Source organism: Ewingella sp. CoE-038-23 (assembly GCF_040419245.1).
Classification (GTDB): domain Bacteria; phylum Pseudomonadota; class Gammaproteobacteria; order Enterobacterales; family Enterobacteriaceae; genus Ewingella; species Ewingella allii.
Window position 1 is genome coordinate 4,543,961 of record NZ_JAZHOH010000001.1, and the last position, 13,246, is coordinate 4,557,206.

9 protein-coding genes are annotated in these 13,246 nt (G+C 52.8%); 5 read left to right on the forward strand and 4 right to left on the reverse strand.

Annotated elements, in window-relative coordinates:
• Positions 1–182 precede the first annotated feature (182 nt).
• Positions 183–2,987 (forward strand): DNA polymerase I, encoded by a 2,805-nt coding sequence (gene polA, locus V2154_RS21805; RefSeq protein ID WP_353503796.1) that lies wholly within the window; start codon positions 183–185, stop codon positions 2,985–2,987.
• A 164-nt stretch (positions 2,988–3,151) separates the two neighbouring features.
• On the forward strand, positions 3,152–3,199 hold the full coding sequence (gene spfP, locus V2154_RS24975) for a small protein SpfP (protein WP_071892919.1): 48 nt from the start codon (positions 3,152–3,154) through the stop codon (positions 3,197–3,199).
• 143 nt (positions 3,200–3,342) lie between these two features.
• On the opposite strand, the gene yihA is transcribed toward spfP, so the two are convergent.
• Positions 3,343–3,987: a ribosome biogenesis GTP-binding protein YihA/YsxC gene (yihA, locus tag V2154_RS21810; protein WP_353503797.1), complete on the reverse strand. Its 645-nt coding sequence runs from the start codon at positions 3,985–3,987 to the stop codon at positions 3,343–3,345.
• A 578-nt stretch (positions 3,988–4,565) separates the two neighbouring features.
• On the opposite strand from yihA, the gene yihI reads away from it, so the two are divergent.
• The gene (yihI, locus tag V2154_RS21815; RefSeq protein ID WP_353503798.1) at positions 4,566–5,123 is read left to right on the forward strand and encodes a Der GTPase-activating protein YihI; all 558 of its coding nucleotides are present in this window, start codon (positions 4,566–4,568) and stop codon (positions 5,121–5,123) included.
• 188 nt (positions 5,124–5,311) lie between these two features.
• Positions 5,312–6,718 carry an oxygen-independent coproporphyrinogen III oxidase gene (gene hemN / locus V2154_RS21820; protein WP_353503799.1) on the forward strand — a complete coding sequence of 469 codons (1,407 nt, stop codon included), beginning with the start codon at positions 5,312–5,314 and terminating at the stop codon, positions 6,716–6,718.
• A 77-nt stretch (positions 6,719–6,795) separates the two neighbouring features.
• On the opposite strand, the gene glnG is transcribed toward hemN, so the two are convergent.
• The 3 genes from glnG to glnA all read right to left on the reverse strand — a co-directional run bounded on the left by glnG (position 6,796) and on the right by glnA (position 10,908).
• On the reverse strand, positions 6,796–8,208 hold the full coding sequence (gene glnG / locus V2154_RS21825; RefSeq protein ID WP_034794464.1) for a nitrogen regulation protein NR(I): 1,413 nt from the start codon (positions 8,206–8,208) through the stop codon (positions 6,796–6,798).
• A gap of 7 nt (positions 8,209–8,215) precedes the next feature.
• The gene (gene glnL / locus V2154_RS21830; RefSeq protein WP_034794669.1) at positions 8,216–9,265 is read right to left on the reverse strand and encodes a nitrogen regulation protein NR(II); all 1,050 of its coding nucleotides are present in this window, start codon (positions 9,263–9,265) and stop codon (positions 8,216–8,218) included.
• A gap of 233 nt (positions 9,266–9,498) precedes the next feature.
• Positions 9,499–10,908 carry a glutamate--ammonia ligase gene (glnA, locus tag V2154_RS21835; protein WP_034794466.1) on the reverse strand — a complete coding sequence of 470 codons (1,410 nt, stop codon included), beginning with the start codon at positions 10,906–10,908 and terminating at the stop codon, positions 9,499–9,501.
• 495 nt (positions 10,909–11,403) lie between these two features.
• Here glnA and typA point away from each other — a divergent pair, with 495 nt between their 5' ends.
• Entirely contained in the window at positions 11,404–13,227 is a 1,824-nt protein-coding gene (typA, locus tag V2154_RS21840) for a ribosome-dependent GTPase TypA (RefSeq protein WP_353503800.1), read from the forward strand.
• Positions 13,228–13,246: the final 19 nt, after the last annotated feature.

Sequence of the window (13,246 nt, forward strand, 5' to 3'; positions counted from 1 at the left end):
TTAATACCCTCTTACTCGATTTCATAATAATTTCTCTGATATTAATTTTACTCACAAAGTTATCCACAGGGTGATCCCGCGAGATCCCTCGCAAGTTTGTTATCAATTTATCTCTCAAGGTTCGCCTTTATCCTCAGCTATGGCATCCTTAGAGCATGTCAGATCACGAATAAAGAAGAGTTATGGCCCAGATAGCAGAAAACCCACTTATCCTGGTAGACGGTTCGTCTTACCTTTACCGCGCCTACCACGCGTTCCCTCCGCTGACCAACTCGGCCGGGGAGCCAACCGGTGCGATGTACGGCGTGTTGAACATGCTGCGCAGTCTGCTGCTGCAATACACTCCGAGCCACGTTGCCGTCGTTTTTGATGCGAAAGGCAAAACCTTCCGTGACGAACTTTTCGATCAATATAAATCGCACCGTCCTCCAATGCCGGACGACCTGCGGGCTCAAATCGAGCCACTGCACCAGATGGTGAAAGCCATGGGCCTGCCGCTGCTGGTTGTCTCTGGGGTTGAAGCCGATGACGTCATCGGCACTTTGGCATTGGAAGCTGAAAAGGCTGGCCATGCCGTGCTGATCAGTACCGGCGATAAAGACATGGCGCAGCTGGTGACGCCGGGCGTGACCCTGATCAACACCATGAATAACGCGATTCTTGGCCCAGACGAAGTGGTTGAGAAGTATGGCGTTCCACCTGAGCTGATCATCGATTTCCTCGCACTGATGGGCGACTCTTCCGACAACATCCCCGGCGTTCCGGGCGTTGGCGAGAAGACCGCGCAGGCATTGCTACAGGGGATTGGCGGCCTGGATGCGCTGTATGCCGATCTCGATAAAATCGCAACGCTGAGCTTCCGTGGTGCTAAAACCATGGGTGCGAAATTGGGTGAGAATAAAGAGGTGGCTTACCTCTCTTACCAGCTGGCTACCATCAAAACTGACGTTGAGCTGGACATCACCTGTGGCGAGCTGACTGTCGCCGAGCCTGACGCCGCCGAGCTACAAGGCCTGTTCGCCCGCTATGAGTTCAAACGCTGGCTGGCCGATGTGGAAGCCGGCACTTGGCTGTCTGGCAAGAAAGGCGCGGCTAAACCCGCGGCCAGCAAGAAAAAGGGCGGTGAAGAGATTGAGATTGCCGTCGGCGAGCCGGTGGAGCGCGCCCAGCTGTCTCAAGAGGGCTATGTCACCATTCTGGATCAAGAGACGTTGGATGAGTGGATTGGCTATCTCAAAGCTTCCGACGTTTTTGCTTTTGATACCGAAACCGATGGTCTGGATACCCTGACAGCCAACCTGATTGGCCTGTCATTTGCCGTCGCGCCGGGCAAGGCCGCTTACCTGCCGGTGGCCCATGACTACCTTGATTCGCCAGCCCAGCTCGACCGCAGTGAAGTGCTGGCACAGCTCAAGCCGCTGCTTGAGGATGAAAAGCAGCTGAAAGTGGGGCAGAACCTGAAGTTCGATCGCGGTATTCTGTTGCGCTATGACATCGAGCTGAAAGGCATCGCTTTCGACACCATGCTCGAGTCTTACGTGCTGGACAGCGTGTCCGGCCGCCATGACATGGACAGCCTGGCCGATCGCTACTTAGGCCATAAGACAGTCAGCTTCGAAGAAATTGCCGGTAAAGGTAAGAACCAGCTGACCTTCAACCAGATTGCACTCGAGCAGGCTTCCCCTTACGCCGCGGAAGATGCTGATGTCACGTTGCAACTGCATCAGGCCCTGTGGCCAAAGATTCAGGAAAGCGCCACGCTCACCACGGTATTCAATGAGATTGAAATGCCACTGGTGCCGGTGTTGTCGCACATTGAGCGCACGGGCGTGTTGATTGACCAAAATATTCTGGCGGCTCACTCCAAAGAGCTGACAATTCGCCTGGCCGAGCTGGAAACCAAAGCGCACGAACTGGCGGAGGAGCCATTTAACCTCTCTTCCACCAAGCAGTTACAGGCCATTCTGTATGAAAAACAGAAACTGCCTATTCTGAAAAAAACGCCGGGCGGCGCGCCTTCGACTAATGAAGAAGTGCTGGCGGAACTGGCGCTGGACTACCCACTGCCGAAAGTCATTCTCGAGTATCGCGGCTTAGCCAAGCTCAAATCGACCTATACCGACAAGCTGCCGCTGATGATTAACCCGCAGTCCGGCCGCGTACACACCTCTTACCATCAGGCGGTGACGGCAACCGGGCGCTTGTCTTCGAGCGATCCAAATCTGCAAAACATACCGGTGCGCAATGAGGAAGGGCGGCGTATTCGTCAGGCGTTTATCGCGCCGAAAGACCACTGCATCGTGGCAGCGGACTACTCGCAAATCGAGCTGCGCATCATGGCTCATCTTTCCAAGGATGAAGGTCTGCTGAAAGCGTTCGCCGAAGGCAAAGATATCCATAAAGCCACGGCGGCAGAAGTGTTTGGCACGCCGCTGGACAGCGTCACTGGCGAGCAGCGCCGCAGCGCGAAGGCGATTAACTTTGGTCTGATTTACGGCATGAGCGCGTTTGGTCTGTCTCGTCAGCTGAATATTCCGCGTAAAGAGTCCCAGCGTTATATGGATTTGTACTTCGAACGCTATCCGGGCGTGCTGGAGTACATGGAACGCACACGCACTCAGGCTTCTGAAAAGGGCTACGTTGAAACCCTCGATGGTCGTCGCCTGTATCTGCCAGATATCAAATCCAGCAATGCGATGCGTCGCAAAGGCGCCGAGCGTGCAGCAATCAATGCCCCAATGCAGGGTACCGCGGCTGACATCATCAAACGCGCGATGATCAAAGTCGCCGATTGGTTACTGCAGCCCGATGCCCCACGAGCGCGCATTATCATGCAGGTGCACGATGAATTGGTATTTGAAGTCCACAACGACGATGTTGAGGCCGTGAGCGAGAAAGTCCGCAGCCTGATGGAAGGAAGTATGGAGCTGGCCGTGCCGCTGAAGGTTGAAGTGGGCGTCGGTAAGAATTGGGACGAAGCACACTAATAGTGCAACTTTTGATCTCATTCTGTAATTAAGCTACATAATAGTGCGGTCATTTCATGAGGGTGATCGCATAAAATACAATTTTTGTGTAAGTAAACTACAAAAAAGTCTTTTTCCTTTTTTAGAAATAGGGTAAAGTCTCGCTCGTAGGGTACAGAGGTAAGATGTTCTATCTTTCAGACCTTTTACTTCACGTAATCGGATTTGGCTGAATATTTTAGCCGCCCCAGGCATTTATGTCTGGGGCGTTTTTTATTGTGCTTTTGCGACCTTTTCGCGGCTTTTCGCCACAAAAAAGGGTGACCCGCAGGCCACCCTTTCTCTTCGCTATCTCTAGCAAATCTCTAACACAGCATTACTCGCCAGACAGGCCATCTTCCAGCACTTCAGGCGGCAGCTCGCTGAACCAAGTGTCCAACTTTTGACTCAGTTTATCGACGCCCTGCTTTTTCAGCGAAGAGAAAGCTTCGACCTGAATATCGCCCATATACTCTTTAACGGCTTCGCGAACCATTTTGACCTGAGCCTGACGCGCGCCGGACGCCAGTTTATCGGCCTTGGTCAGCAGCAGCATAACTGGCGTGCCCACCGCGACAGCCCATTCAATCATTTGGCGGTCGAGGTCTTTCAGCGGGTGGCGAATGTCCATCAGCACGATCAGACCCTTCAGGGAGTTACGCATCTGCAGGTATTCACCCAAAGAGCGCTGCCACTTGATCTTCATCTCTTCCGGAACCTGCGCGTAGCCATAGCCCGGTAAGTCGACCAGACGAATGCCCGGCTCCACTTCAAACAGGTTAATCAGCTGAGTACGGCCCGGCGTTTTACTGATACGCGCCAGCGCTTTTTGCTGGGTCAGGGTATTTAGCGCACTGGATTTGCCGGCGTTTGAACGACCAGCAAATGCGACTTCAATGCCTTCATCACTTGGCAGATGCCGGATGTCCGGGGCGCTCATGACGAAATGGGTCATATGATAGTTGTAAGTTTGGCTGGTCAAAACGTGCTTCTCCGAAATGCTTAGGTATCTGGCTGGCGATTATAGCTGCAACAGGGGCGGGATGCGTTTCTGTTTTTGTGATCCGAATGATGATGAGAAGGGGTCATAGAAATGAAGGTGTAGAAAATATTCCTTCACGATGTAAGACATTTGCCATTCAAAATGCGGGCTATCACGCTTTATTTCGCGCCGTGATTTATAAAAATATTTAAATTCAGTGAGATATCAGAACACCCAGGAAATCACACTCTCTTCATATGCTGCGTATCTTGAGCCTTAAGCTGATTGGGGTAAAGTAATTCTTACGCGATGAAGGAAAGAATGGAAGCAAGGATGAATCAGCCTTCATGGATCATAGGAACTGCATCGCAATCATGGATGAACAAAGCTGGACGCTTTGAAAGGTAAGGGAAAAATTGGGACGTTGAGACCAAACATGGAACGTAATGTAAGGATAACCTTCTTCGGAAGGAGATAAAAAGGCAGCAAGGCTTACTTGCTGCCTTTTTTCTTTGTTCGCTTTCTGCTAGATTCCGCCGCAAATCTATACTAATTGAACACACCTAAGAGCAGATGCCATGAAACAGCCAGCGAAAGCGCCGAGCGCCAATACCGCGACAGCAAAACCTAAGAAGAAAAAAAATCGCGTTGAACTCGATATCGAAGCGCGCCAACGCAAGCGTGATAACAAACGCCGTGGCCGTAAAGCGGGTTCACGGGCTAACCCAGATGCAGCAAAAGACCAGAATGCAGCAGGCGGCAAGAAGGCTGACCCGCGCATTGGCAGCAAGAAAGCCGTGCCGCTGGTGGTTGAAACTGTTTTCAATAACGCGACTAAAGCCAAGAAAACCGCAAAACCCCAGGCCGAAGCCAAACCTCAGCTGCCGCCAGAAGAAGAGCTGACGCTGCTGGAGAACGATCCGCGCCTCGATAGCCTGCTGGATAAGCTGGACGACGGCGAAACCCTGAGCGCAGAAGATCAGTCTTATGTTGATCAGACTCTTGACCGTATCGACGTGTTGATGGAGTTGCTGGGTATTGAACTTGGCGATGAAGACGACGAAGTTGACGAAGAAGAGAAAAAAGAAGACATGATGCAGCTGCTTAAGCGCGGGAATCCGAAAGAAGATTTCTAAAAATTGCGCTGGGTCATCCCAACGGCAATAGCCTTACTCTTTGCATGTTATATGCTTTGGTTATTCGTTAAACTACGCCGGTTATCGAAAACCAAAGCACGTTTGCGTCATGCGAGCACGATGCGGCAGGCTAAACACCTGCCCGTTATGCGTTCGCGCAGGAGCAGACGTCGCAAGGAGTGAGCATCATGAACTCAACCAGCGCTGCGTCATCGGCTTCTGAATCGCCATCCACCGCCGTGTGGGATTTGGCCCTGATCCAAAAATATAACTATTCCGGTCCGCGCTATACCTCTTATCCCACGGCTCTCGAATTCAGCGAAACCTACGACGACGCTGCTTTTCGTCGCGCCGCCCAGCGCTACCCCGATCGCTCACTCTCCCTGTACGTCCACATCCCGTTTTGCCACAAGCTTTGCTACTTCTGCGGCTGCAACAAGCTGGTCACTCGGCAGCAGCATAAAGCGGAAGAGTACCTCAATGTCTTAGAGCAAGAGATTCGTCAACGCTCCGCGCTGTTTAAAGGCCGTCAGGTGAGTCAGCTGCATTGGGGAGGGGGTACGCCCACTTATCTGGATAAAGCGCAGATAAGCCGTTTGATGGGCCTCCTGCGGGATCATTTCGACTTCCAGCCCAACGCCGAGATGTCGCTGGAGCTGGATCCGCGTGAAATCGAGCTGGACGTGCTCGATCACCTGCGCGCCGAAGGCTTTAATCGCCTGAGCATGGGCGTGCAAGATTTCAATAAAGAAGTTCAGCAACTGGTGAATCGCGAACAGGATGAAGACTTTATTTTCGCTTTGATTGCCCGGGCTAAAGCGCTGGGATTCAATTCGACCAATATCGACTTGATCTACGGTTTGCCGAAGCAGACGGCGGAGAGCTTCGCCTACACCTTGCAGCGCGTGGCTGAACTCAGCCCCGACCGCCTCAGCGTGTTTAACTATGCCCATATGCCCAAGCTGTTCGCCGCCCAGCGTAAAATCAAAGATGAGGATTTGCCGGGTGCCGAAGAGAAACTGCGCATTCTGCAAGAAACCATCTCTTCGCTGACCGACTCGGGTTATCGCTTTATCGGCATGGACCACTTTGCTCGCCCGGACGACGAGCTGGCTATCGCCCAGCAGCAAGGCAAGCTGCACCGCAACTTTCAGGGTTACACCACTCAGGGCGACAGCGACCTACTAGGACTTGGCGTCTCGGCCATCAGCATGCTTGGCGATACTTACGCGCAAAATGAGAAAGACTTAAAAACCTATTATCGGCGCGTCGCAACCGACGGCCACGCGCTGTGGCGCGGCTTAGAGATGACCGACGATGACTGCCTGCGCCGCGAGGTAATTAAGTCGCTGATTTGCCATTTTGCGCTGGATTTCGAGCCAATCGAACAGCGTTATGCCATTGATTTCTCGAGTTACTTTGCCGAGGATCTGAAGCTGCTTCAGCCATTAGCCAAAGACGGGCTGGTGGACATCAGCCGAACCGGCATTCAAGTTACGCCGCGCGGGCGTCTGTTAATCCGCAACGTTTGCATGTGTTTTGATATCTATTTGCGCAAACAGGTGCGCCAGCAGCAATTCTCTCGCGTGATTTGACCTGCGTTCCGCCGAAATGAAAACAGCCGCTAATGCGGCTGTTTTTGTCTGCGAGCAACGGGTTATTGCGGCCCGCTTTACTCCATTCCCAACTCTTTTAGCTTGCGGGTCAGGGTGTTACGCCCCCAGCCCAGCAGCCGTGCGGCTTCCTGCTTGTGGCCCTGAGTGTGGCGCAGCGCGGTGGTCAGCAGCGTGCGCTCCATTTCAGGTTGAGCTTCCGACAGCAGGTTTTGATGACCGGAACGCAGCGCGCGGTCCGCCCACTGTGCCAGCAGCGTCGCCCAGCTGTCCGGCAGGCTTTGCCCGCTAGACTCCGGCGCGGAGCTTTCAAACAGTTCGCTCGGCAGGTCCTGAATCAACACTTCTTGCCCGGCGGCCATCACGGTCAACCAGCGGCAAGTGTTCTCCAACTGGCGCACGTTCCCCGGCCATGGCAGGCGAGTCAGCGCAGTTTCGGTTTCAGGATGGAGGTTTTTCGCTTCCACACCCAGCTCTTTGGCTGCCACTTGTAGGAAGTAGCGCGCCAGGCGTGGAATATCCTCACGGCGCTCGCGCAGTGGCGGAAGATGGACGCGAATCACGTTCAGACGGTGGAACAGGTCTTCACGGAATTTGCCCTCCTGCACGCGCAGCTCAAGGTTTTGGTGCGTCGCGGCAATAATGCGCACATCGACTTTCACCGGCGCGTAGCCACCCACGCGGTAAAACTGGCCGTCGGCCAACACGCGCAGCAGGCGAGTCTGCACATCCAGCGGCATGTCACCGATTTCATCGAGGAACAGCGTGCCGTTGTCGGCTTGCTCAAAACGCCCCTGACGAATGGTGTTTGCGCCGGTAAACGCGCCTTTTTCATGGCCGAAAAGTTCGGACTCAATCAGGTCTTTCGGAATAGCCGCCATATTCAGCGCGATAAACGGCGCTTTGGCGCGCGGGCTGTGGCGATGCAAAGCGTGCGCCACCAGCTCTTTACCGGTACCAGACTCACCGTTGATCAGCACGCTAATGGAGGAGCGTGAAAGGCGACCAATGATGCGAAACACGTCCTGCATGGCAGGGGCTTCGCCGATGATATCTGCTGTTGGGCCGCTGGCAGGCTGGCTGCGCGGTGGCTGCTGCTGCTCCTGATAGTGGCTGATAGCGCGCTCGACCAGAGCCACGGCTTCATCAATATCAAAAGGTTTTGGCAGGTAGTCGAAGGCACCCTGTTGATATGCACTAACCGCCGCATCCAAATCAGAATGCGCTGTCATTATGATGACCGGGAGCATCGGGTGGCGCTGCTTAATCTGCTTTAGCAGCGCTAAACCGTCCATGCCGGGCATGCGAATATCGGACAACAACACGTCAGGGGTTTGGGTGGCGATGGCTTCGAGCACATCATTGCCGCTGTCAAAAGCGGTGCAACTTAAGCCCGCCCCAGTGAGCGCTCGTTCAAGAACCCAGCGGATGGAGCTATCGTCATCGACGATCCAGACTATCCCTCGTTGCATAAGAACCTCACTGGCGAATAGGCAGGTAAACCGAGAATTCGGTATGTCCTGGCCAACTGTTAAATTCAACTTTACCCGAATGCTGGTCAATCAAACTGCGCGCGATAGACAGGCCCAGTCCTGTTCCCCCCTCGCGGCCACTGACCATTGGGTAAAAAAGTGTATCCTGCAAATGCGCCGGCACGCCGGGACCGGTATCTTCGATATCGATACGGGCGGCTAAGCGGTAACGCACGCCATGCAGGGTTATCTGGAAGGCGGTGCGTGTGCGCAATGTTATGGTTCCGCCTTCCTCACCCAGAGCCTGCAAGGCGTTGCGGGTAATGTTCAGCAGAATTTGTTCTATTTGATCAGGATCGTGCGCCAGCTCGGGCAGGCTCGGATCGTAATCACGTATTAGCTCAACATTGTCCGGCTTTTCCATCGAGACCAGCTGGCAAACGCGCTCAGCCACCTGATGGATACTCTGAGTCACGTGCTGGCTCGGGCGCTGTGGGCCGAGCAGTCGGTCCACCAGATTGCGCAGCCGGTCTGCCTGCTCGATGATGACTTTGGTGTATTCCAGCAGGGCGGGATCGGGCAGGGCGCGTGATAAAAGCTGCGCCGCGCCGCGTAATCCACCCAGCGGGTTTTTAATCTCGTGCGCCAATCCGCGAATCAAATCACGGGCGGCCACTTGTTGGGCGTGTTGCAGCTGCTCTTGGCTCAGGCGACGCTGATTGTCCATCGGGGCCAGTTCGACCAGAATAAAACCTTCTGGCAAAGCCTGCGCCGTCAAGGACAGGACGTGTGCCCGACCATCAACCACTAACGTCACTTCACTGTCTGTAAATCCTTGACCTGCCTGTAAGTTTTCGCGCATCAACTCAATATTGAGTGAAAAATAGCCCACCAGTTCCGGCAGCGGCGTGCCAAACAGTTTCCGGGAGCTTTGCGCCAACAATTGTTGTGCGGCAGGGTTGGCATAATGCACAGCCAGTTCGTCATCCAATAGCAGAACGCTATTGATTAGAGAATTCAAAATCTGCCCCGAATCAGGCAGCTTACCAGTTGCCATACCGCTGTCTCCCGCACCGTCGTGGTGCATTTTATCCGGCTACCCGGCAGATTCACGGGTCAGATTGGTTAAGCAGGAAAGAGTGTGGAGAAAAAAGCCCATCCGAAGATGGGCTGAAAGTTTCCACGGCAACAAAAAAATGTCTTACTTATTTTAAGACGCTGAAGGTCTTCACACTGCTGGCCTTCAGTCGGGTGTTTCTTGAGCGCCAGCTGCCCGGCGCTCATTAGCGATTAAACGCTGTAGTACAGTTCGAACTCAACTGGGTGTGGAGTCATGCGAACACGATCCATCTCTTCTTTACGCAGAGCGATATAAGCGTCGATAGCATCGTCAGTGAACACGCCGCCACGAGTCAGGAACTCACGGTCTTCGTTCAGCGCGTTCAGGGCTTCTTCCAGAGAACCTGCAACTTTTGGAATCTCTGCTTCTTCTTCCGGTGGCAAGTCGTACAGGTTTTTGTCCATCGCATCGCCAGGGTGGATCTTGTTGATAACGCCATCCAGGCCAGCCATCAGCAGAGCGGCGAACGCCAGGTATGGGTTAGCTGCTGGATCTGGGAAGCGAGCTTCGATACGCACAGCTTTAGGGCTAGATACGTGTGGAATACGGATAGACGCAGAACGGTTACGCGCAGAGTAAGCCAGCATAACTGGCGCTTCGTAGCCCGGGACCAAACGCTTGTAGGAGTTGGTAGTCGGGTTAGCGTAGGCGTTGATCGCTTTCGCGTGCTTGATGATACCGCCGATGTAGAACAGTGCCATTTCAGACAGGCCGCCGTATTTGTCGCCAGAGAACAGGTTGTTACCGTTCTTAGACAGAGACATGTGGCAGTGCATACCTGAACCGTTATCGCCAAACATTGGTTTTGGCATAAAGGTCGCAGTTTTGCCAAATGCGTGAGCCACGTTGTGAACCACGTATTTGTAGATTTGGATTTCGTCAGCTTTTTTGGTCATGGTGTTAAAGCGGGTTGCCACTTCGTTCTGACCCGCTGTTGCCACTTCGTGGTGGTGAGCTTCAACAACCAGGCCCATTTCTTCCATGGTCAAACACATGGTAGAACGCAGGTCCTGAGAGGAGTCAACCGGAGGCACTGGGAAGTAACCGCCTTTCACCGCTGGACGGTGGCCTTTGTTGCCGCCTTCGTATTTGGTGCTGGAGTTCCATGCGCCTTCGATATCATCGATAGCAACGTGGGAACCGGAGATGCTGCTGCCGAAGCGCACATCGTCAAACAGGAAGAACTCTGGCTCAGGTCCGAACAGAACGGTGTCCGCGATGCCTGAAGAGCGCAGGAAGTCTTCTGCACGTTTTGCAGTAGAGCGTGGGTCACGGTCATAACCTTGCAGCGTAGTTGGCTCAAGGATGTCGCAACGAATGATCAGCGTGGTTTCTTCGTAGAATGGGTCAAGAACAGCAGTGCTGGCATCTGGCATCAGAACCATGTCAGATTCGTTAATACCTTTCCAGCCACCGATTGAAGAACCATCAAACATTTTGCCTTCTTCGAAGAAGTCAGCGCTCACTTGGTGAGATGGAATGGTGACGTGCTGCTCTTTGCCTTTGGTATCAGTGAAACGTAAATCTACGAATTTCACTTCATGCTCATTCAGCATCGTCAAAACGTGTTCAGCGGACATACTAGTTCTCCCGAAATTCTCATTATCGTCGTGGAACGAATAACCAATTAGTTGGCATTTATTTGTAAACAACAACCCTAGTGGAACTGGCGTGTGGCCTAAACAGCTTTTATTTATCCCGCGTAATTTTAGGTTGCCGCCTGGGTGGCAACTTCAACGTACTGGGGAATAGCTCTGATAAGACTTTTTTCACCCTTAAAAGTAATAGCGAAATCTGTGCCAACTTTGAGAAAATGCAAACAACGCCATTTTAAAGGGCTTTTGCACCTTTTGAGTATGCACCATAACGGAGTTTTTGCACCTTTTTGGTGCTAGTGGCCAGATCTGAAGCACCAAATTGGTGCGCCAAGCGAGTGCAAAGGCCCGTTTGCACCGTGAAAGGGATCACAAAGTAACCATCATCGAGTTGTTTCGATAAGATCATTGTGATCTTGTTTAGAACCTCGCTTAATACGTGTACAATAGCGCGCTATTTCTAATGCCTGAGGCAAAGCTGTGATCGAAAATTTGCGTAACATCGCCATTATTGCCCACGTTGACCATGGTAAAACCACCCTGGTCGACAAGTTGCTGCAACAATCCGGTACTTTCGGAGAGCGTGTAGAAGCAACTGAACGCGTAATGGACTCCAACGATTTGGAGAAAGAGCGTGGGATTACCATCCTCGCAAAAAACACCGCCATTAATTGGAAAGACTACCGCATCAACATCGTTGATACCCCAGGACACGCCGACTTCGGCGGTGAGGTAGAGCGTGTGATGTCTATGGTCGACTCGGTGCTGCTGGTTGTGGATGCAATGGATGGCCCAATGCCGCAAACCCGTTTCGTGACCAAAAAAGCATTCGCTAATGGTCTGAAGCCGATCGTGGTAATCAACAAAGTTGACCGTCCGGGCGCACGTCCTGACTGGGTTGTTGACCAGGTCTTCGACCTGTTCGTTAACCTCGACGCGACTGACGAGCAACTCGACTTCCCAATCATCTATGCATCTGCATTGATGGGTATCGCGGGCACCGACCATGCTGATATGGCCGAAGACATGACCCCGCTGTACCAGGCAATCGTAGACCACGTTGAAGCACCTAAAGTTGACCGTGACGGCCCACTGCAGATGCAAATCTCTCAGCTGGACTACAACAACTACGTTGGCGTTATCGGCATCGGCCGTATCAAACGCGGCGTGGTTAAGCCTAACCAACAAGTCACTATCATCGATAGCGAAGGCAAAACCCGTAACGGTAAAGTCGGTAAAGTACTGGGCCACATGGGTCTGGAGCGTATCGAAACTCAACTGGCTGAAGCAGGCGACATCATTGCTATCACCGGCTTGGGCGAGTTGAACATCTCCGACACCATCTGTGATCCACAGAACGTCGAAGCGCTAACTCCACTGAGCGTTGATGAACCAACCGTTACCATGTACTTCAACGTAAACACCTCTCCGTTCTGTGGTAAAGAAGGTAAGTATGTGACTTCACGTCAGATCCTTGACCGTCTGAACAAAGAACTGGTGCACAACGTGGCACTGCGTGTTGAAGAAACTGAAGATGCTGATGCGTTCCGCGTATCTGGCCGTGGTGAACTTCACCTGTCAGTTCTGATTGAAAACATGCGTCGTGAAGGTTTCGAAATCGCTGTTTCTCGTCCAAAAGTTATCAACAAGATGATTGATGGTCGTAAACAAGAGCCATTCGAAAACGTAACGCTGGATATCGAAGAACAGCACCAGGGTTCAGTCATGCAAGCCATGGGTGAGCGTAAGGGCGACGTTAAGGACATGATCCCTGACGGCAAAGGTCGTATCCGTCTGGATTACCTGATCCCAGCGCGTGGCCTGATCGGCTTCCGTACTGAGTTCATGACCATGACTTCTGGTACTGGCCTGCTGTACTCCACCTTCAGCCACTACGACGACGTTCGTCCGGGTGAAATCGGTCAGCGCCAGAACGGCGTTCTGATTTCTAACGGTCAGGGCAAAGCTGTAGCGTTCGCACTGTTCAGCCTGCAAGACCGCGGCAAATTGTTCCTGGGCCACGGCGCAGAAGTGTATGAAGGCCAGATCATCGGTATTCACTCACGTTCTAACGACCTGACCGTGAACTGCTTGACCGGTAAGAAGCTGACCAACATGCGTGCGTCCGGTACTGACGAAGCGACTACCTTGGTTCCTGCTATCAAAATGTCTCTGGAGCAAGCTCTGGAATTCATCGATGATGACGAACTGGTAGAAGTGACTCCTCAGTCTGTACGTATCCGTAAACGTCACCTGACTGAGAACGATCGTAAACGTGCAATGCGTGGTCCTAAAGAAAGTTAATTTTCTTCCTCGCTAGACG

Coding starts and splice junctions, on each gene's coding strand:
- polA (WP_353503796.1), top strand. CDS start 183: ATGGCCCAGATAGCAGAAAACCCACTTATCCTGGTAGACGGTTCGTCT.
- yihI (WP_353503798.1), top strand. CDS start 4,566: ATGAAACAGCCAGCGAAAGCGCCGAGCGCCAATACCGCGACAGCAAAA.
- hemN (WP_353503799.1), top strand. CDS start 5,312: ATGAACTCAACCAGCGCTGCGTCATCGGCTTCTGAATCGCCATCCACC.
- glnG (WP_034794464.1), bottom strand. CDS start 8,208: ATGCAACGAGGGATAGTCTGGATCGTCGATGACGATAGCTCCATCCGC.
- glnL (WP_034794669.1), bottom strand. CDS start 9,265: ATGGCAACTGGTAAGCTGCCTGATTCGGGGCAGATTTTGAATTCTCTA.
- glnA (WP_034794466.1), bottom strand. CDS start 10,908: ATGTCCGCTGAACACGTTTTGACGATGCTGAATGAGCATGAAGTGAAA.